The sequence below is a fragment of the Streptomyces sp. NPDC005408 genome (genome assembly GCF_040606445.1).
Lineage (GTDB): Bacteria > Actinomycetota > Actinomycetes > Streptomycetales > Streptomycetaceae > Streptomyces.
Genome location: NZ_JBEXEX010000001.1, coordinates 1 through 18,993, shown reverse-complemented (window position 1 = coordinate 18,993; position 18,993 = coordinate 1). Strand labels below are relative to the sequence as shown.

The following is an 18,993-nucleotide window of genomic DNA, read 5'->3' as shown; positions in this document are numbered from 1 at the left end:
CACCCTGCCCCTTGGTCCGCTCAGCCCCTGACCGTACCGAAGAGGCTGTGCAGTTCCAGAATCCTGGTGCGGGTCTCTTCCCGGTCACCCAGCAGGAATTTGTCGTTCCATTTCCACAGCATCTCGCCGCTGATATCGGCGATCATCTTGCGGAAGAACTGACTCGTCGGCACCTGCGCCGTGGCGAAATGGTGCGAGCCCTCCTGGTCGATCAGCAGAAGGTATTCCTGGCGCGCCTCGTTCACCCGCGGCAGTTCGGACAGGGATCCGATTTCATGGCAGGCGAATCTGCTGAGGAAGAGCGGTGTGACAGGTGCGTCCAGCGGCATGAGGTGGAGATGCGCGTGGTCGATTCCGCAGGCGGAACTGAGATTCGGATCGCACAATCCGTGCTCGAATGCGACGACTTCCGATGCGTAGCCCTCGCGAATGACCGAAGTGACATGTCTGCGCAGCATTTCCAGCCGTGCGAGTGCCGCCGGGGAGAGGTCCGCCATGGACAGCGCGTGCTCGTCGGGGACGATGAGGACATGGCCGCGGGTCAGCGGGGCGACGTCCGCGACGACCACGAAGCCGTCGGCCCGCGCCAGCACCTCGGAAGCCAGTTCCTCGCGACCGAACAGGCTCCGAAAAGGCGTGGTTTCGGCGTCATGGAGCACATCGCACAGCAGGCACTGCAGGACGTCGTCCGGGTCCGGCGCGCCGGTGATGCCCAAGGGCTGGATCGTCTCCACCGCCTGCGGGTGGTGTCCGGTGCCTGGGGTGAACTTCACGGCGGTGTGCATCATGATCCCGTTTTCTTCGAGCAATGAATCGAGAGCCTCGTTCTGACCGTCGTGTTCGGCGAGTGCAACAATATGCCTGGCATTGATTCCTGCGGACCGGAGAGCGGTCATGCAATCGACCAGATGATGTCCGCTCAAGGCCACATCGTGCAACAACACGGCGCGGTCGCCCTTCTCGTAAAAACCCTCGACGGGGTTGTCACGGTTCGGGCCATAGGGGCTTACGTAGACGGCGGGGAAGGGAAGCAGGTCGGCCGCCGCACTCAAGATGCCGGTGGCCGCCACTTTCGAAACGGCAAGCAGTGTCGGCCGCATTACCTTGCGGTTGACCAGTTCGGCCACATGGTAGGCCAGGTGGCCTGCCAGGACTCGCTGGTCGAGGGATTCCGGAGCGACGCGTGTCAGATCGAGATAGCCGGCGACCGGCGTTTTCACTGTATGTCCGACTCGCTCTTCGTGGCGGTACGAGAGCGCATAGCGGCGCAAGATGTCCAGCACCTGCGCCTCGGGCAGTTTGGGGAACGCCCGAGAGTCGAGCTGGTCGCACAGCACCCGCGCCTTGAGCCGGACCCGGTCCCGCGGCTTGGCCTGTGGCGCCAGCCGGCTGAGCAGGCTCGCGATCCTTGCCCCGTTGCTGCTCACCGCGTCCAGGGTGCGCAGCCACGGCACGATCCTGGGCTCGATCTCCACCGACTCGTACACCGAAGGATCCTGGTACGCCGCGGGCGACCCCATCCGCAGATGGACGACGCCGCCCAGATCCGACGGCAGATCGGGATCCCCCACCGTCACGATCGCCACCCGCGCCTGGCCAAGACGCCCGGTGAACAGCCCGTACTCCAGAAGGACGTTGCTCGCCGGGGCGTAACTCGTCGCCCCGCGCCGCGTGGTCCGGTCGTCGGGCGTGGCGATGATCAGCGCCCCGTCCGCCTCGTTGATCAGCCGTAACAGCGAGTCCAGCAGCGTCATGCCAGGTGGAAAACACTGCTGGCTCCACCACAGCAGCGGCTCCACCCCCTGCCGCGCCAGCACGGCCGCCACCGCCTGGGCGAACGGCCGGCCCTCCGTGGACGAAGCTATGAACACGCGCGTCATGCGGGCTGCTCCTGCCGCTCACCTGCCGCGGGCGCCGCCCGACCGCGCCGCCCCCCGTGGTGCCCGGAGTGTAGGTCCTGGCCGGCTGATCGTGCCGGGCTCGCGTGCCCTGGCACGGCACTTCGCTGCGTTGTCGTCGGTCGCCGACGCTCCGCGTCGGCTCTCCCCCTGCCTTCGGCGGGGGGACCCCCATCCTCACGCCTTGCGATGCTGCCCGTAGCCCTTCGGGCACGGGAGGTGCCCCCATCGCCAGACCCGCTCCCTCATCCGGCCTGAATCAGCCGGACAGGACCTCGTCCCCGGCCATCGGGCTGACCCCGTGCTTGAGCAGGGACTCGAAGCCGTCCGTGTCGTATACAGGCAGGTTGGCGCTCGCCACCGCGGGACTGTCACGGCAACGACAGGTAGTTGACGACGCATGTCCGCAGCGGGCGGGCAGACTGGCCGCATGACGAAGCCCGCGAAGCAGCTGCGTATCGGACTACTCGGCGCCGGCCCCTGGGCGGAGCGCACTCAGGCTCCCGCGCTCGCCGCGCACCCGGATGTCGACTTCACCGGGGTGTGGGCCAGACGGCCCGAGGCGGCCGCCGCGCTCGCCGCCTCGCACGGCACCACGGACCACTCCGGCGACGAGGGCGCCGACGCTCTCTTCGCTGCCTGTGACGTGGTCGCCTTCGCGCTGCCGCCGGACATCCAGGCGCCGCTCGCGGCCCGCGCCGCCGCGGCGGGCTGCCACCTTCTGCTGGACAAGCCGGTCGCCACGAGCGTGGCAGCGGCGACGGAGACGGCCCGGGCCGCAGAGCGCGCCGGGGTCGCTTCGGTGGTCTTCTGCACGTTGCGCTTCGCCGCCGACACCGCGCCCTGGATCGCCGAACAGGCGGCGGTGGACGGCTGGTTCACGGCCCGCGCGCAGTGGCTCGGCTCGCTCTACGCACCGGGCGCGGACAGCCCGTACGCCGCCTCCCCGTGGCGGCGCGAGAAGGGCGGACTGTGGGATGTCGGCCCGCATGTGCTCTCCGTACTGATCCCGGTGCTCGGCGATGTCACGGAGGTGACGGCGGCGCGCGGGCCGCTGGACACCGTGCATCTGGTGCTGCGGCACACGTCGGGGGCGTCGAGTTCGTCGACGCTCGGCCTGAGCGCGCCGGTGAACGCGTCGGGCGTGAGCATCGAACTCGTCGGCGACCAGGGGACGGTCGCACTGCCGGAGTGGGGCGATGCGGTGGGCTCGTTCGGTACGGCCGTGGACGCGCTGCTGGAGTCGGCGCGTACGGGGCGTGCGCACGACTGCGACCTACGGTTCGGGCTGCGGCTGACGGAGATCCTGGCGGAGGCTGAGACGCAGCTTCCGACGCGCGGGTAGGTACGGGCAGGACGGTGCCGTATGGGGTGCGGCACCGTCCTGGGCTTCGTACTGGATTCCGCCGGGGTCGGCCGTCAGGTCAGCCGACGCGCTCGATCCGCGCCTTGCGGATGAGGAACTTGCCGGGCTCGCGGACCTGCTCGAAGGCCGCGTTGTTCAGCAGGGCGCAGCTGCCGGAGGTGGAAGTGACCTTGACGGTCGTCGACTTGTTGTTGTCGAGGTTGGTCACCTTGAGGGTGGTGCCGATCGGGAACTGGCCGCTTGAGGCGGCGGGGGCGCCGCCCTCGCCCGACAGGGTCACGGTCGATCCGGCGCAGACGACTTCGCCGTTCGCCTGACCGCCGCCGTTCTGGTCACCGGCCTGGTCACCGGCCTGATCTCCGGCCTGGTTTCCACCCTGGTCACCGGCCTGGCCGCCGCCGTTCTGGTCACCGGCCTGGTTCCCGCCCTGGTCGCCGTTGCCGATCTTCTCGATGCGGGCCTTGCGGATGAGGTTCTTGCCGGGCTCGCGGACCTGCTCGAAGGCCGCGTTGTTCAGCAGGGCGCAGCTGCCGGAGGTGGAAGTGACCTTGACGGTCGTCGACTTGTTGTTGTCGAGGTTGGTCACCTTGAGGGTGGTGCCGATCGGGAACTGGTTGCTTGAGGCGGCGGGGGCGCCGCCCTCGCCCGACAGGGTCACGGTCGATCCGGCGCAGACGACTTCGCCGTTCGCCTGGCCGCCGCCGTTCTGGTCACCGGCCTGGTCACCGGCCTGGCCGCCGTTCTGGTCACCGGCCTCGTTGCCGCCCTGGTTTTCCGCGGGCGGTTGAGCGGCCTCACCTCCCCCGCCTCCCACCTCGCACCCGGAAGCGGCCTGCTTCCGCTTGATCTCCTCGACGACCGCCTGCCGGTTGGCAATCCTCGCCTCGGACTGCGCGTCCGGATTGGCCCGCTGGTCGGCGATGAACTTCTCGTTGTTCTGCAGGGCCGTGACCAGCCCGTCGCAGGCCACCGACGCGTTGCTGGTGCCGGTCATGACCACTGCCGTACCGCCGACGACGACGGCTGCGCCGACGAGCATGGCGATCTTCTTCTTACCGCTGAGGGTCTTCTTGCGCGACACGTGGGACTCCTGTCGGGTCGGTTCCGTGTGCCGTTACGTACGAGTAGCCCTCAGGTTCTTCTCAGCAGTCCCACCCACAACTTCCTTAACTTTTCTTAAGGTTGGGGCTGGTCAGCGGGCTACGGGGGCTTGATCAGCGGATATTCACTCCGGCGGCAGAGCACGGCACAACGCGTCCAGAGCCCCGGCGTACAGGTGCTCGGGCGGAGTGGCGTACCCGACCACCAGTCCGTCACGCCGGTCCCGTCCGTCCAGGCCGTCCGCCGGGAAGTCACCATGCCGGTAGTCGTCGAGTCCCTCCACCGCCAGCCCCTGCCAGGCCGCGGCCTTCACCACGGCCCGCTCGGTCCCCGGCGGCAGTTCGAGCACGGCATGCAGCCCCGCCGCGATCCCGCTCACCCGCACGTGCGGCGCCCGCTCCGCCAGAGCCGCCACCAGCTGGTCGCGCCGCCGGCGGTGGCGCCGGCGCATCGTGCGCACATGCCGGTCGTACGCCCCCGAGGTGATGAAGTCGGCGAGCGTGAGCTGCTCCGTGGCACTGGAGTACTGCTCGCGCTCGCCCTTCGCCGCCACGACGTCGTCCACCAGCTGTTCGGGCAGAACCATCCAGCCGAGCCGCAGAGTGGGGGAGAGGCTCTTGCTCACCGAGCCCATCAGCACCACCCGGTCGGGATCAAGGCTCTGCACCGCGCCGACCGGCTGACGGTCGTAACGGAACTCGCCGTCGTAGTCGTCCTCCAGGATCAGCCCGCCCGACGAGCGGGCCCAGTCCACGACGGCCGCGCGCCGCTCGGGATGCAGCGGCCCGCCCGTCGGGAACTGGTGCGCGGGAGTGAGCAGCACGCCGCGGACCTTCCCCAACTCCCCAACTCTCGCGCCGTGTTCGTCGACCGCCAGCGGCACGGTGCGTACGCCTTCGCCCGCGAGCAGCCCGCGGTGGAAGGGCAGCCCGTACGACTCCACCGCCCAACGGCCGCCCACGACCCCCGCCAGCAGCCGCAGGGCATGCGCGGCCCCCGAACAGACGACGATCCGCCCCGGAGCGGTCCGCACCCCGCGCACCCGTGCCAGATACTCCGCGAGCGCCTCCCGCAACTCGGCCCGCCCCCGCGGATCGCCGGGCCCGAACGCGTCGTGCGGCGCGAGGCTCAACGCGCGCCGCGCCGAGGCGACCCAGGCGCCCCGGGGAAAGGCGGAGGGGTCCGGCTGCCCCTGCACCAGGTTGTACGCGGGGCGGCTCGACCGCGTCGGCGTGCGCTGTCTGCGTACGGGAGCCACCGGCGCGACCTGCTGGGCAACCCGGGTCCCCGAGCCCTGGCGCGCGGTGAGCCGGCCCTCGGCGACGAGCTCGGCGTACGCGTCGGCGACGGTGTTGCGGGAGATCCCGAGGTCGGCGGCGAGCGAACGATACGGCGGCAACCTGGTCCCCGGCGCCAGCCGCCCGCTCCGGACGGCCTCCCGCAGAGCCTGCATCAGCAGGGCGCGCCGACTGCCCGCGCCCTTCAGCTCCAGATGCAGATCGGCGCCGAGACTCTCCGCCGAATTGACCCATGATTCTGCCACTGAAATGCACCCCACTGCCGGTCGCCTGCGCCTCTAGATTCGTACACATGACGACGACAGAGATCAAGCAGACCGTGACCCGAGTCAACTTCGCCAAGCTGGCCCCGAAGGCCTTCCGCGCCGTGATCGGCCTGGACGCGGCGGCCCGCGAGGGCCTGGACCCGACGCTGGTGGAGCTGGTGCAGATCCGTTCCTCGCAGCTCAACCACTGTGCGTACTGCCTGCACATGCACACCGGCGACGCACGCAAGGCGGGCGAGAATGAGGAGCGTCTGCACATGACGTCCCTCTGGCGGGAGGCGAAGCACTTCTTCACGGAGAAGGAACAGGCGGCGCTCGCCCTGACGGAGGCGGTCACCCTGGTCGCGGACGCCGGAGTGCCGGACGCGGTGTACGCCGAGGCGGCTGCCCACTTCGAGGAGCAGGAGCTGGCTCACCTGCTGGCGCTGATCTTCACCATCAACACCTGGAACCGGATCGCTCTCGCGACGGGGAAGGTCGCGGGCACGGACGAGCGCTGACGGCCGGCGCGCGCGGTGCTCAGAGGGCAGCGCTCAGGCGGGGATGCCCGCGCCGTCGAGCACCGCGTGCATGTCCTCGAAGGGGAGGTCACGGTTCATGGCCGCCGCGCTCGCAGTCTCCGGCTCGGCCAGCAACTCCCGTACGCGAGCAAGGGACAGCCGGGGATCGCGGGCCGCTGCGCAGCGCACGGACGGGGCCGGGTCTCGGCTCAGCCGCTCGATCAGCTCCGGCGCCGCGCCCGGGTCGCGTGCAACCAGGTCGCGGCAGCGCGGATCGTCGGAGTCCGCGAAGCGGGCCGCGAGCCCGGAGCTCGGGAAGGGCAGTTTGACGATCAGGCCGAAGACGGCCCGGTGCTGCGTCCCGTGCAGGTAGAGATCGAGCAGCAGCTCCGGGGGCGGTTCCGGGTGGAACTCGGCGAGCAGCAGGCGTACGGCGAAGTCCTCGTCGCGCGCGAGGAGTTCGACGAGATCGGGGGTCATGCCCCGGCAGACGGCTGCGCTGCGGCGGAGCCAGATGTGCGCCGAGGTCGCGCAGCGGCGCAGTACGTCGACGTCGTCGCGTGCGTCCCGCACCCAGTCCAGTGTTTCGAGCCGGGCCTCGGGCTCGACGACGTAGTCGATCGCCGCGCGCTCCTCCTCGGTCAGCTCGGGGCGGGCCGAGACCGCGAGCCGCACGTGGGGATCGGGGTGGGCCGCAAGCTTCGCCACCAGGTCCGCGGGGAGCGACGGGTTGTGGGCGAGGTCGGACGTGAAGCGCGGCTGGGCCATCATCCGCTCGGCGACGGCGCGGCTGAGCCTCCCGCGCTTGAGTATGTCCATGAGCCGCCAGGACCCCGCCTCCGGCAGCTCGTCGACGAGCTCCGTGGTGCGCTCCTCGTCCTCGTGGCAGACCTGGAAGGACGCGGCGCGGCGCACGTCCGTGTCCTTGTCGTGGAGCAGCAACTGCCGTACCGAGTCGGGGAGTTCGTGCCAGACACGGCGGCAGGCGGTGCGCCGGAAGAACGGGTCCTCGTGGTCGGCGAAGCCGATCAGGGTGTGTACCGCGACGGGCGGGGACATCACCGTTTCGTGCCGCACATTGGCGTCCGGGTGGCCGAGGAGCCGCTCGTAGGCCCAGTCGGGGAGCGGGGGCACGGGCGTGCGGTAGGGATTCGGGCCGATCGCCACCGCGAGGATGACCCTGGGGTCCGGGTCGTCGACGAGGCGGGCGCGCTGCTCCGGGTCGGCGGTCCAGCTTTCGGCGAAGTCCATGCGGACACGTCTGTCGGGGTGGGCCACGATCACGTCCGCGACGTCGCGCGGCAGGTTCTCGCGCCCCATGATCGCCCTGCGGAGGTAGGGATCGTCCTTGGCGAGCAGGCGCAGCAGGACGCTGCTGGGCGCGGAAGGGTTCACGGCGACTCCGTAGGCCGCGCGCTCGAATCGGTCCGTCACTCCGCCCCTGTGCTTCCACGTTCTCGATCTTGCACGGTTGACGTACCGTACCCGCGTGCATCTGCTGGAGATGTCCGACCTGGTCGTGGCCCACGACCCGCGGCTATGACTCCTGCCGCCATGAGCTACTGCGAGGACCGGCCCAGCGCGTCCCGTACCGCCTCGTCCGTACGCCCCACGACCGCCGTCCCGTCGTCCGCCGTGATGATCGGCCGCTGAATCAGCTTGGGGTGCTGCGCGAGCGCGGCGACCCACCGGTCCCGTGAACCCTCGTCCCGCGCCCACTCCTTGAGCCCGAGCTCCTTCGCCGCGGCTTCCTGCGTCCGCGTGATGTCCCACGGCTCAAGACCGAGCCGCTCGAGTACGGCCCGGATCTCGTCCTCGTTGGGGACGTCATCCAGATAGCGGCGGACGGTGTACGACGCGCCTTCACCGTCGAGCAGATCGATGGCGCTGCGGCACTTGGAACAGGCGGGGTTGATCCAGATCTCCATGCCGCCACAGTACCGCTCACGCGCCCCTCAAACACCGTCTGGCCAGGGCCGATTGTCAGTGGGGGCCAGTAGAATGAACAGTAGTTCGGGATGGTCCCGCCACCGTGCCAGGAGGTTGCCGATGGCCGTTGCCACACTCATGACGAAGCCCGTGTCCGTGTCCGTCTCCACGTCCCAGTCCACGTACCGGCCGCTGAAGAAGAAGCCGCTGCCGGCCGGACAGCCGCGCGAGTGGTACGTCTCGCACAACCGCCGACTGAAGGCCATGCGCCTGGCGATCGCCCTGCTCGACTCGGGGGTCTACCACCCGGCGACGGCGGACAACCGCAAGATACGAGCGACGGCGGAGAGCATCGGAGTCCACCCGCCGTCGGACACGACGTGCCGGATGGTGCGGGCACTGATCCGCTACGGCCGCTGAAGCAGTTGTAGCGGTTCAAGCGGCTGTAGCAGCTGAGGCAGTGAGCAGAGCCGTTCCGTCGCCGGCGCCCGGGCGCTCCCCGGGTACCGGCGGCGGGACGCACACGCCGAGTGTCCCATTCCCTCAACAAACCCCGGCGGCGCAGGGTCCAGACGGAGCAGAACGGGGCATTCTGGTCTCACGGTCCCGAGCCGCCCCGGGGGGCAGTCATGTCGCACCCGCACCACAGCCTTCGTATCCGCCGCATCCGTCGCAGATTCCTCGTCCTCACGGCCACCGGCGTACTGAGCGCCGGCTCCGCCCTGACCTTCGCCCCGCCCGCCGCCGCCGAACCGGCCACGTCGGTCGCGTATCCGGCCGGAGCGAGCGCGACCCGCTACTCCGGACTCGCCTTCGACACCTGTACGGCACCGGCGCTGTCGGCGATCCAGGCGTGGGGCGCGTCCCCGTACCGGGCCGTCGGGGTCTACATCGGGGGCATCACCCGCACCTGCGCCCAGCCGCAGTTGACCGCGTCGTGGGTCGCGTCCGTGTCCGCGCTGAAGCCTCCCGACGGCCGACCGTGGCGTCTGCTGCCCATTTACAAGGGTCTGCAACCGCCGTGCGGCGGCCGGCCCACCGACGCCAAGATCAGCCGGGCCGCAGCGACCGCCAAGGGTCAGGGCACGGCCGCGGCCGCCGACGCGATCGGGAAGGCGAAGGCGCTCGGCATGCAGCCCGGCAGCGTCGTCTACAACGACATCGAGGCCTACACGCAGACCGACGCCACCTGCCGGACCGGTGTGCTGGCGTTCGTCTCCGCCTGGACGAAGGAGCTGCACCGCCTCGGCTTTGTCTCGGGCGTGTACATGAACCTCAACCTCGGGGCGAAGCAGCTCTCGGACGTCTACACCTCGACGACCTACGCCCGCCCCGACGCGCTCTGGATCGCCCGCTACGACTCGGTCGACTCCCTCAAGGGCTGGACCAACATCGCCGACTCCAAGTGGGCGGTCCACCAGCGGGCCAAGCAGTTCAAGGGCGGCCACAACGAGACCTACGGCGCCGTCACCCTCAATATCGACACCGACAGGCTCGACGCGCCGGTCGCCACCGTGGCGTACACCTACACGGTGAAGAGCTCCACCACGCTCAACGCCCGCACCGGCCCCTCGACGAGCTACCCGGTCTCCACGTCGCACGCGCCCAATTCCGCCCTCAAGGTGGTGTGCCAGGCGCCCGGTTCAACGGTCTTCACCACGGCCGTATGGGACAAGCTCACGGACGGCACGTACGTCACCGACTACTACGTCAGCACCCCGTCCAAGACGACCTACAGCGCCCCGTTGCCGCGCTGCACATACCCCTACCAGACCTCCGCGACCCTCGCCGAACACACCGGCGCGGGCACCTCGTCCTCCGTCGGGGGCACGTCGCCCAACGGGTCCCTGGCGTGGGTGGTCTGCCAGAAGTCCGGCTCGGCGGTGGGCACCACGAAGATCTGGGACCGTCTCGACAACGGCCGTTACGTGACGGACTACTACGTGGCCACCCCCAGCAACACGACCTACAGCAAACCGGCTCAGCGCTGCTGAGGGACGCGCATCAGGCGCCGGGTGGCCGCACCCACGGCGCGAGGCGCTCGCCGTCGACGAGCTCCACGCGCCAGTACCGGTAGACCGTGCCCTGGACGATCTCGACGCCACCTGCCGCGATCAGACAGGGCACCGGGCTCCGGCCGCCCGCATCGGCGTCGAAGGCGACGAGCACCGGCGGCACCCCGCCGAGCCGGTCGGCGACCGTCGCCGCCTCGTCGGGCCTCGGCGTGCGGAACACGGGATCGTGGAAAGCCGCGGGGCAGACGACGAACTCCGGGTCGCTGAAGACGAGTTCCAGATGATGCGCGTACGAGAGGTCGTGTCCCGCACCGAGCCGCAGCCGGCCCGGGTCCCAGGAGACGACGTCCCAGTCCCACCAGGATCCTGCGGGAAGCGAGATCACTCAGGCAGCCGCCTTGGACGCCCACGTCGGCAGGACCGGGTCTCCCACGGCCAGCTCCCCGAGCTGCGCGACCGCCGCCTTCATGCCGAAGCTGACCTTGTTCTCGTACTCCGGCTCCCGCCGGTACGTCGCGAGCGTACGGATCGGCTCCGGGCCCGCTCGCAGCCCCGTGCGCTGGTCGACCAGCGGGACGCTGCACCGCATCGCACGGACCGCATAGGCCAGGCGGACGGTGCCGATCTCCAGGCGGCGCATTTCGTCCTCGGCGTGCGGTTCCGAGCAGCCGGCGAGAACGATGTTCGCCCGGAAGCGGTCCATCGGCACCGGGGCCGCACCCCGCGCCGCGATCCGGGCGTTCAGTCCGTCGAGCGACGCCTGCGACGCCACCAGCACCGCCTGGGCGTCGGCGAAACCGACCTTGCCCGGCGTCTCGCCCCACCCGTCCCGGTCGAAGTCCGAAGGCACCCGCACCAACCGGGACTTCGCCCCCAGCACCTCGGAGAACCACTCGGCTGCGGCATCCCCCTGATCCGCCCCCTCCCCGATGTCGCGCCCGAACATGCTCACCGGCCGCCGCTCCCCGTCCGGGTCGACGTCGAGCAGTACGCTCTCGACCCCGTCCGCGGAGAGCCGCAGCGCAGCACCCCCGTCGACGATCTCCGGGCGGATCGCGGCCATGCCGGGCAGCACCCGCTGACTGCGGAACGTCCCGTCCGCGGCGTCGACGACCATGAACGCCCGGTCGTGCTCCAACCCGGTCACGCCGACCCGCGCCGACTCGACGCCGGTACCGGCACAGCCCTTGACCGTGTAGTACGTCAGCTTCTGCACAGTGATCCCCATGCGGCCCGATCGTACGTGCGAGCCGCGGGCAGTCAGCTCGCAGAACCCCGGAGCCGGTCGCTGAGACGCGCCTTCACCCCGGGCCACTCGTCCGTGACGATCGAGAAGTAGACGCTGTCCCGCCACGTGCCGTCCGGGCGCTGCTTGTGGCGGCGCAGCACGCCCTCCCGCTGCGCGCCCAGGCGCGCGATGGCGGCCTGCGACCTCTCGTTCATATGGTCCGTCTTCAACTGGACGCGCCCCATGCCCAGCTCTTCGAAGGCGTGCGTCAGCAACAGCAGCTTCGTCTCGGTGTTGACCGCCGTGCGCCAAGCCGCCCGGCCGTACCAGGTCCAGCCGATCTCCAGGCGCTCGTTCCCCGTATCGACGTCCATGTACGTGGTCCAGCCGACCGCCCTGCCGGTCGCGCGCTGGATGACCGCGAACGGGAGGTACTTGCCCTGTTCGGCGTCTTTCAGCAGCTCACGGAGCTTGAGGCCGAGCTCGTCCTCCGTGTGCGGAGTGGGTCCGCCCTGCCAGCGCCAGACCTCGTCCTCCCCGCCGCCCGCGGCGAAGAGGTCCGGGAGGTGGTCCGTTGTCAGTGGTTCGAGGAGTACGTGGTGGCCGGTCAGCGTCACGGGCTGCGGTGTCGTGGCAGTCATGATCCAACCGTAGCCCGGTTCTGCACTAGCGGCAATCCAGTTTTGCATTAGTGCAAATATCAGGACCCTCTGGGGTCGGCCATCCGGCTATGGTGCGCAATCTGTCCTGACCCCGACGAAGGGATCGCAGTGGCTCAGCCGACGACCGACAACCGCCCCCCGGCTCTCCCTCCCGCGCTCGACTCGATGACCCTCCTCGCTGCCGCCGTCATCGTCCACGACCAGGCGACGGACCGCGTCGTCCTCCTCCAGCGGGGCCCCGGCAACAAGTTCGCCCAGGGTAAGTGGGACCTCCCCGTCGGCAAGAGCGACCCGGGCGAGCCGATCACCGAGACCGCGGTCCGCGAACTCCGCGAGGAGACCGGGCTGATCGTCAGGGCCGATGCCCTCCGCCTCGCCCATGTCGTCCACGGCGCCTGGGGCAGGGAATCGCCCAACGGATTCCTCACCGTCGTCTTCGTCACCCACCAGTGGGCCGGAGAACCTGAAAACGTCGAACCCGCCAAGCACGCCCAGGTCCGCTGGGTCGACACCGGTGATCTCCCCGAAGAGTTCGTCCCCACGTCGGCCACGGCCCTGCGCCACTATCTGGCCGGTGGCGTGGAGATCACGCTGCGCGGCTGGACCGCGTGACGGCGTGACGGGCGTGAGCCGACGCAAACGAACGCCGGCGCGTGTGACGTGTCACAGACATCCTCGCGCCTCTGTGGGAGCTTCAACTCCGTTACTCCTCAGTTGAGTTCGGGCGTGGAGAGGATCGAATGAGCACTCTGGAAGCCGTAACGCTCGACCAGGTGGTCGACACGGCTCGTTATCCCCTGTCAGAACTCGATGGCGCCGAGGGCCAGGCCGTGGTCACCCGCGCCCGGCGCGAACTGCTGACCGTCGGCTGCACCGTGCTCCCGGACTTCATCCGCTCCTCCCTCCGCGAGGTCCTGCGGCAGGAGTGCTCCGCCATCGCCCCCCGTGCGCACTTCGACGTCGAAACCGTCAACGTCTACAACATCCCGGTCGACTCGGCTCTGCCCGAGGACCACCCCGGCCGGTGGACCTTCCAGCGGGGCAACGCGTTCGTCGCGCGCGACCGTATCCCCGCCGGCTCCCTCATCAGCCGGCTCTACTCCCACACGGTCTTCCAGCGCTTCGTCGCCCGCTGCTTCGGACTGCCGCAGCTGCACGAGCTGGCGGACCCGCTCTCCGGGCTGGTTCTCAACGTCGTCGAGCCGGGCATGGAGCACCCCTGGCACTTCGACACCAACGAGTTCACCGTCAGCATGCTCACCCAGGAGGCCCGGGCCGGCGGCGTCTTCGAGTACTGCCCGAACGTCAGGTCCGCGCAGGACGAGAGCTTCGACGACGTGCGGGATGTACTGGACGGCCGGGGCGAGCGGCTGACCCGGCGTCTGTCCCTGCAACCCGGTGACCTACAACTGTTCAAGGGCCGCTACTCGCTGCACCGGGTGAGCCCCGTCGGCGGTGACGTCGCGCGCCACTCCGCGATATTCGCCTACAGCGAGCGCCCCGGCGTCATCGGGAGCGTGGCACGGACGCGCCAGCTCTTCGGCCGCGTACTGCCCGAACATCTGGCGGCCGAAGGCCGGGCCGTCCGTGGCGACCGGCTGCTGGACTAGGGCCTGTCGTTTGGATCAGGCCGGATCAGTGAGCGGGGTCTGGTGCGTGCGATCGCAAGGCGGAGGAGGGAGCCGACGGAGCGTCGGCGACTGACGACAACGCAGCGAGGTGCCGTGCCAGGGCACGCGAGCCCGGCACGATCGGCCGGACAGGACCTAGCGGACGCCCGAACGTGCAGTCGTCGTAGCCGTCCCCCCTCTCTATGACCGCTTCCCCACTCTGCGACCACGGAGGAGTAAGCCCTGTGCGTTTCGACGCGACCGGGAAAGTCTCGCTCGACCACATCTACACGCAGCCGGATCCGCGCGCCTATTTCAGCGTGCTCCGCCCGCTCGGGTACTGCGTTCCGCAGCTGGCCAAGCCCTACTTCGCGAAGCTGATCAAGGAGTACCGGGAGTCCGAGCACGTCGCTGTGCCGAAGGTGCTGGACATAGGCTGCTCGTACGGAATCAACGCCGCCCTGCTGAAGTACGACGCGACCATGGACGAGTTGTACGCGCGCTACGACGCGGGGGAGGGGCGTGAGGCCATGCTCGCCCGGGACCGCGAGCTGGCCCGGTCGCGACAGCCCGCGCTGCCCGTCCGCTTCATCGGCCTCGACGCCTCCGGCAGCGCGCTGTCGTACGCACTCGAGGCCGGGTTCCTCGACGACGCCGTGCACGCCGACCTGGAGGGGAACGTGCCCACAGCGCGGGAGCGCGCGCAGCTCGCCGGGACGGACCTGGTGATCTCCACGGGCTGCCTCGGCTACGTCACCGAGCGGACGCTCAAACGCGTCGTCGAGGCGCAGGACGGCCACCGGCCCTGGATGGCGCACTTCGCCCTGCGGATGTTCCCGTTCGACCCCGTCGAGCACGCCCTCGCCGAACTCGGCTACCGGACCGTCCGTGTCGAAGGCGCCTTCAAACAGCGCAGGTTCGCCTCCGCGGAGGAACAGACCCTCGTCCTGGACACGATGTCGTCCAACGGGGTGGATGCGCGAGGCCTGGAGGCGGAAGGCTGGCTGTACGCAGAGCTCCATCTTTCCCGGCCGCACCGCCCGGCCGGTCCCAACGATCCGAATTGAGAACAGAATTGAACACCAGTCAGGCCCATCAGGAAACGAATGCGACCTTCGCCCCGGAAGGCAGCCTCCCGCGTGTGCCGCTGCCCACGCTGGAGGCGAGCTGTGAGAGGTTCCTCGCCTGGTGCGCACCGCTGCTGACCGCCGACGAGCGGGCGGCGACCGAGGCGGAGGTGGCCGCCTTCCTCCGGCCCGACGGCCCCGGCCGGGTGCTGCACGCGGCGCTGGAGGAGTACGACTCCACGGAGGGCGTACACAGCTGGCTCGACACCTTCTGGCCGTACCGCTACCTGGGCCGCCGGGACCGGATCGCGCTCAACGCCAACTTCTTCTTCCTCTTCCAGGACTCCGGCCAGGCGCAGGTGGAGCGGGCGGCCGGGCTCATTGCCGGGGCCCTCAACTACAAGCGGCAGCTCGATCAGGGGCTCATCGCACCGGTGGTGCAGCGCGGTACGCCCCAGTCGATGGTGCAGAACAAGTTCCTGTTCTCCGCCACCCGGATCCCCGGCGCCCAGCAGGACACCGTCCGCGCCCCCTACACCGAGGCGTGGCCGGGGCCGTCCGGAGCCCGGCACATCGTGGTGTTCTTCCGGGGCGGCATGTTCCGGCTGGACGTGCTCGGTCCGGATGGTGTCCCGTACAGCCTGGACGACCTTGAGGCGGGCCTCCACGCCGTGATGAAGGCGGGCGCGGCCCCGGCCGACGCGGACACCTCGGTGGGCCACCTCACCACCATGGCCCGCGCGGAATGGGCGGCGGCCCGCGAGTCCCTGCGCGCGGTCCACCCCCGCAACGCCGACGCGCTGGACGACATCGAGACCGCGCTGTTCTGCCTCTGTCTGGAGGACTTCGCCCCCGCGGACACCCAAGAGGCCTGCGACCAGCTCCTGTACGGCGACCGCGGCAACCGCTGGTTCGACAAGGCGGTGTCCTTCATCGTCTTCGCGGACGGCCGCGCGGGCATCAACGTCGAACACTGCGAGCTGGACGGTACGACGATCCTCAGCTTCACCGACGCCCTGCTGAGCACCCCGCCCGACGAGCATTCCGCGCAGTCCGGCGCCCGCTCCCAAGGGCTGCCCGCGCTGGAGCCGGTCGTGTTCGAGCTCGACGACGCCCTGCGAGCCCAAGTGCGTTCTGCCGCCGACGCGTTCGCGGCGTACGGAGAAGCCACGGCGACCGCCACCGTGTCCTTCGACGACTTCGGCGCCACCACGGCCAAGGCACTGGGGGTCTCGCCGGACGCCTTCGTCCAGGTCGCCTACCAACTCGCCCACCAGCGCGCCAAGGGTCACCTGGGCGCCACGTACGAATCGATCGCCACCCGCCAGTACCGGCACGGCCGAACGGAGGCGATGCGCGTCGTCACCCCCGAGATGGTGTCTTTCGTTGCGGCGATGGGTGATCCGTCGACGGACACGCCCACCCGCCGCGCCGCATTCCGCTCCGCCGCCGCGGCCCATGTGACGCGCGCGAAGGAATGCCAGGCCGTCCAGGTGCCCGAGCAGCACCTGTGGGAACTGGAACTGATCCAGCGCCGCCGCGGGACGGAACTCGGAGTGACCGAACAGCCCGCGCTGTACCGGACCCCGGGCTGGCAGACGCTGCGCGACGACTACCTGAGCACCAGCTCCGCACCGTCCCACAACATCCAGTACTTCGGCTTCGGCTCGACGAGCCTCCAGTGCATCGGCGTCGCCTACGTGCTGCTGCCGGAGCGCTTCAACGTCTACCTGAGCACGCCGGCTGCGGTGGCGGATCAGATGCGGGTGTTCGCGGACAGGCTCAGGGAGGCGGTGGCCGAACTGCGGGAGCTGCTGGCGCCCGAGGACTGACCGCAGGGACGACCGAGGGCCGTCACCCTCGCAGAACGCGGGGTGACGGCCCTCAAGAAGCCCTCGTACAGGGATTTCTAGATGTCGAAGTACAGCTCGAACTCGTGCGGGTGCGGCCGCAGCTGGATCGGCGCGATTTCGCTCGTCCGCTTGTAGTCGATCCACGTCTCGATCAGGTCGGACGTGAAGACACCGCCCACCTGCAGGTACTCGTTGTCCGCCTCCAGCGCCTCGAGCACCGCCGGGAGCGACGTCGGGACCTGCGGGACGCTCGCGTGCTCGTCGGGGGCGAGCTCGTAGAGGTCCTTGTCGATCGGCTCCGCCGGCTCGATCTTGTTCTTCACGCCGTCGAGGCCCGCGAGCAGCAGCGCCGAGAACGCCAGGTACGGGTTCGACGACGGGTCCGGGGCGCGGAACTCGACGCGCTTCGCCTTCGGGTTCGAGCCCGTGATCGGGATACGCATCGCCGCCGAGCGGTTGCGCTGCGAGTAGACCAGGTTGACCGGGGCCTCGAAGCCGGGGACCAGGCGGTGGTAGGAGTTCACCGTCGGGTTGGTGAAGGCCAGCAGCGACGGGGCGTGCTTCAGGATGCCGCCGATGTAGTAGCGGGCGGTGTCCGACAGGCCCGCGTAACCCTGCTCGTCGTAGAAGAGCGGGATGCCGCCCTGCCACAGCGACTGGTGGACGTGCATGCCCGAGCCGTTGTCGCCGAAGATCGGCTTCGGCATGAAGGTCGCGGTCTTGCCGTTGCGCCACGCGACGTTCTTCACGATGTACTTGAAGAGCATCAGGTCGTCGGCCGCGGCGAGCAGCGTGTTGAACTTGTAGTTGATCTCTGCCTGGCCGGCGGTGCCCACTTCGTGGTGCTGGCGCTCGACCTGGAGGCCGGACGCCTCCAGCTCCAGGGAGATCTCGGCGCGCAGGTCGGCGAAGTGGTCGACCGGCGGGGCCGGGAAGTAGCCGCCCTTGTACCGGACCTTGTAGCCGCGGTTGTCCTCGATCGCACCGGTGTTCCAGGCGCCGGCCTCGGAGTCGATGTGGTAGAAGCCCTCGTTCGCCGCGGTGTTGAAGCGCACGCTGTCGAAGACGTAGAACTCGGCCTCGGGGCCGAAGTACGCCGTGTCGGCGATGCCGGTGGAGGCGAGGTAGGCCTCCGCCTTCTTGGCGATGTTGCGCGGGTCACGGCTGTACTGCTCGCCCGTGATCGGGTCGTGGATGAAGAAGTTGATGTTGAGCGTCTTGTCCTTGCGGAACGGGTCGAGCCGCGCCGTCGACAGGTCCGCGCGCAGCGCCATGTCGGACTCGTGGATCGCCTGGAAGCCGCGGATCGACGAGCCGTCGAAGGCCAGCTCGTCGGACGGGTCGAACGCCGTCGCCGGGATCGTGAAGTGCTGCATCACGCCCGGAAGGTCGCAGAACCGGACGTCGACCATCTTGACGTCGTTGTCCGCGATGAACTTCTTGGCGTCATCGGCGTTCTGGAACATCCAACTCCTCCTACTCCCGACCCGGGGCGGGCGGGGTGGTAGCTCGTCGTGCGGCCAGTGCGGTGGCACACGCACCCGACCATAGGCAGACGGGATTTCTCAAGCATGACCCATTTGTTTCGCCCAAGTTAACCGGGCCGGGCGTCGGCGTCGCGTCAAGGACCCGGCCCGGACCCGGGCCGAAGTGATCCATAGCGGGCGCAGTACCGTGTACGGGTGGACAACAGGCAAGCAATCGGATCGTGGCTGTCGGGGCCCCGCGCGGCCGCCGAGGACATGGGCTCCGACTTCGGTCACCGGGGTGAGCGGCTCGGCCTGCCGGAGGCCGGACCGGGCTCCATCGCCCCCCTCGGACGGCGCTTCGGCGCCGTCTTCATCGACTGGGGGCTCTGTCTCCTGATCGCATACGGACTGTTCGCGGGCGGTGACCGGCAGGCCGCAGGGAACTGGGCGCTCGGCATCTTTCTCGTACTGAGCGTGCTCACCGTCGGGACCGTCGGCTTCACGCCCGGCAAGCGGCTCCTCGGACTGCGCGTCGTCGCGGAGGACGGCGGGCCGCTCGGGATCGTGCGCGTCCTGGTGCGCAGCGTGCTCCTGTGCCTCGCGATCCCGGCCCTCGTCTGGGACCGCGACGGGCGCGGACTGCACGACCGCCTCGCCCGCGCCGTCCAGGTGCGGATCTAGAACGGACAGAACGGATACAAAAGGCGGTGGCCCGGGACTCAGGTCCCGGG

The 18,993-nt window shown here is 69.6% G+C and carries 17 protein-coding genes and 2 pseudogenes; 9 read left to right on the top strand and 10 right to left on the bottom strand.

Going from position 1 to position 18,993, the window contains the following annotated elements; translation table 11 throughout:
* Positions 1–20: 20 nt before the first annotated feature.
* A complete protein-coding gene (locus ABZS64_RS00095; RefSeq protein ID WP_355821378.1) occupies positions 21–1,880 on the bottom strand; it encodes a TIR domain-containing protein in 1,860 nt (619 codons plus the stop codon).
* Between the two features lie 448 nt (positions 1,881–2,328).
* On the opposite strand from ABZS64_RS00095, the gene ABZS64_RS00090 reads away from it, so the two are divergent.
* Positions 2,329–3,243, top strand: coding sequence for a Gfo/Idh/MocA family oxidoreductase (locus ABZS64_RS00090; protein WP_355821376.1), 915 nt, complete (start codon positions 2,329–2,331; stop codon positions 3,241–3,243).
* A gap of 79 nt (positions 3,244–3,322) precedes the next feature.
* Here the strand turns inward: ABZS64_RS00090 and ABZS64_RS00085 are convergent.
* From ABZS64_RS00085 to ABZS64_RS00075, 3 genes and pseudogenes are all read right to left on the bottom strand, one after another.
* Positions 3,323–3,577, bottom strand: a pseudogene (locus ABZS64_RS00085) (hypothetical protein); the annotation flags it as partial.
* A 126-nt stretch (positions 3,578–3,703) separates the two neighbouring features.
* Positions 3,704–4,345, bottom strand: a pseudogene (locus ABZS64_RS00080) (hypothetical protein); the annotation flags it as partial.
* A 144-nt stretch (positions 4,346–4,489) separates the two neighbouring features.
* Entirely contained in the window at positions 4,490–5,908 is a 1,419-nt protein-coding gene (locus tag ABZS64_RS00075; RefSeq protein ID WP_355821374.1) for a PLP-dependent aminotransferase family protein, read from the bottom strand.
* 47 nt (positions 5,909–5,955) lie between these two features.
* Between ABZS64_RS00075 and ABZS64_RS00070 the strand changes: the two genes are divergently transcribed.
* A complete protein-coding gene (locus ABZS64_RS00070; protein WP_355821372.1) occupies positions 5,956–6,429 on the top strand; it encodes a carboxymuconolactone decarboxylase family protein in 474 nt (157 codons plus the stop codon).
* A gap of 33 nt (positions 6,430–6,462) precedes the next feature.
* On the opposite strand, the gene ABZS64_RS00065 is transcribed toward ABZS64_RS00070, so the two are convergent.
* Positions 6,463–7,863 carry a hypothetical protein gene (locus ABZS64_RS00065; RefSeq protein ID WP_355821370.1) on the bottom strand — a complete coding sequence of 467 codons (1,401 nt, stop codon included), beginning with the start codon at positions 7,861–7,863 and terminating at the stop codon, positions 6,463–6,465.
* A gap of 125 nt (positions 7,864–7,988) precedes the next feature.
* Positions 7,989–8,357, bottom strand: coding sequence for an arsenate reductase family protein (locus tag ABZS64_RS00060; protein WP_355821368.1), 369 nt, complete (start codon positions 8,355–8,357; stop codon positions 7,989–7,991).
* Positions 8,358–8,478: 121 nt separating this feature from the next.
* Here ABZS64_RS00060 and ABZS64_RS00055 point away from each other — a divergent pair, with 121 nt between their 5' ends.
* Positions 8,479–8,778 (top strand): hypothetical protein, encoded by a 300-nt coding sequence (locus tag ABZS64_RS00055; protein WP_355821366.1) that lies wholly within the window; start codon positions 8,479–8,481, stop codon positions 8,776–8,778.
* A gap of 209 nt (positions 8,779–8,987) precedes the next feature.
* Positions 8,988–10,352, top strand: a complete 1,365-nt coding sequence (locus ABZS64_RS00050) for a glycoside hydrolase domain-containing protein (protein ID WP_355821364.1) — start codon at positions 8,988–8,990, stop codon at positions 10,350–10,352.
* A 10-nt stretch (positions 10,353–10,362) separates the two neighbouring features.
* Here the strand turns inward: ABZS64_RS00050 and ABZS64_RS00045 are convergent, their stop codons facing one another.
* From ABZS64_RS00045 to ABZS64_RS00035, 3 genes are read right to left on the bottom strand one after another with little or no spacing between them, the layout of a single operon-like run.
* Positions 10,363–10,758, bottom strand: coding sequence for a hypothetical protein (locus ABZS64_RS00045; protein ID WP_355821362.1), 396 nt, complete (start codon positions 10,756–10,758; stop codon positions 10,363–10,365).
* The gene (locus ABZS64_RS00040) at positions 10,759–11,601 is read right to left on the bottom strand and encodes an MOSC N-terminal beta barrel domain-containing protein (protein WP_355821360.1); all 843 of its coding nucleotides are present in this window, start codon (positions 11,599–11,601) and stop codon (positions 10,759–10,761) included.
* 32 nt (positions 11,602–11,633) lie between these two features.
* Positions 11,634–12,242 carry a GNAT family protein gene (locus ABZS64_RS00035; RefSeq protein WP_355821358.1) on the bottom strand — a complete coding sequence of 203 codons (609 nt, stop codon included), beginning with the start codon at positions 12,240–12,242 and terminating at the stop codon, positions 11,634–11,636.
* Between the two features lie 129 nt (positions 12,243–12,371).
* Between ABZS64_RS00035 and ABZS64_RS00030 the strand changes: the two genes are divergently transcribed.
* The 4 genes from ABZS64_RS00030 (at position 12,372) to ABZS64_RS00015 (ending at position 16,772) form a co-directional block, all read left to right on the top strand.
* Positions 12,372–12,875 (top strand): NUDIX domain-containing protein, encoded by a 504-nt coding sequence (locus tag ABZS64_RS00030; RefSeq protein WP_355821356.1) that lies wholly within the window; start codon positions 12,372–12,374, stop codon positions 12,873–12,875.
* Positions 12,876–13,003: 128 nt separating this feature from the next.
* Positions 13,004–13,873, top strand: a complete 870-nt coding sequence (locus tag ABZS64_RS00025; RefSeq protein WP_355821354.1) for an arpA protein — start codon at positions 13,004–13,006, stop codon at positions 13,871–13,873.
* A 245-nt stretch (positions 13,874–14,118) separates the two neighbouring features.
* Entirely contained in the window at positions 14,119–14,940 is an 822-nt protein-coding gene (locus ABZS64_RS00020) for a class I SAM-dependent methyltransferase (RefSeq protein WP_355821352.1), read from the top strand.
* A 74-nt stretch (positions 14,941–15,014) separates the two neighbouring features.
* Positions 15,015–16,772 (top strand): choline/carnitine O-acyltransferase, encoded by a 1,758-nt coding sequence (locus tag ABZS64_RS00015; protein WP_355821350.1) that lies wholly within the window; start codon positions 15,015–15,017, stop codon positions 16,770–16,772.
* Between the two features lie 77 nt (positions 16,773–16,849).
* Here the strand turns inward: ABZS64_RS00015 and glnA are convergent, their stop codons facing one another.
* Positions 16,850–18,259 (bottom strand): type I glutamate--ammonia ligase, encoded by a 1,410-nt coding sequence (glnA, locus tag ABZS64_RS00010; RefSeq protein WP_355821348.1) that lies wholly within the window; start codon positions 18,257–18,259, stop codon positions 16,850–16,852.
* Between the two features lie 216 nt (positions 18,260–18,475).
* Between glnA and ABZS64_RS00005 the strand changes: the two genes are divergently transcribed.
* Positions 18,476–18,943 (top strand): RDD family protein, encoded by a 468-nt coding sequence (locus ABZS64_RS00005; RefSeq protein WP_355821346.1) that lies wholly within the window; start codon positions 18,476–18,478, stop codon positions 18,941–18,943.
* Positions 18,944–18,993 lie beyond the last annotated feature (50 nt).

Excerpts from the sequence above, each read along its gene's own strand:
- ABZS64_RS00050 (WP_355821364.1), top strand. The coding sequence starts at position 8,988 with ATGTCGCACCCGCACCACAGCCTTCGTATCCGCCGCATCCGTCGCAGA.
- ABZS64_RS00040 (WP_355821360.1), bottom strand. The coding sequence starts at position 11,601 with ATGGGGATCACTGTGCAGAAGCTGACGTACTACACGGTCAAGGGCTGT.
- ABZS64_RS00070 (WP_355821372.1), top strand. The coding sequence starts at position 5,956 with ATGACGACGACAGAGATCAAGCAGACCGTGACCCGAGTCAACTTCGCC.
- ABZS64_RS00055 (WP_355821366.1), top strand. The coding sequence starts at position 8,479 with ATGGCCGTTGCCACACTCATGACGAAGCCCGTGTCCGTGTCCGTCTCC.
- ABZS64_RS00035 (WP_355821358.1), bottom strand. The coding sequence starts at position 12,242 with ATGACTGCCACGACACCGCAGCCCGTGACGCTGACCGGCCACCACGTA.
- ABZS64_RS00025 (WP_355821354.1), top strand. The coding sequence starts at position 13,004 with ATGAGCACTCTGGAAGCCGTAACGCTCGACCAGGTGGTCGACACGGCT.
- ABZS64_RS00090 (WP_355821376.1), top strand. The coding sequence starts at position 2,329 with ATGACGAAGCCCGCGAAGCAGCTGCGTATCGGACTACTCGGCGCCGGC.
- ABZS64_RS00060 (WP_355821368.1), bottom strand. The coding sequence starts at position 8,357 with ATGGAGATCTGGATCAACCCCGCCTGTTCCAAGTGCCGCAGCGCCATC.
- ABZS64_RS00095 (WP_355821378.1), bottom strand. The coding sequence starts at position 1,880 with ATGACGCGCGTGTTCATAGCTTCGTCCACGGAGGGCCGGCCGTTCGCC.
- glnA (WP_355821348.1), bottom strand. The coding sequence starts at position 18,259 with ATGTTCCAGAACGCCGATGACGCCAAGAAGTTCATCGCGGACAACGAC.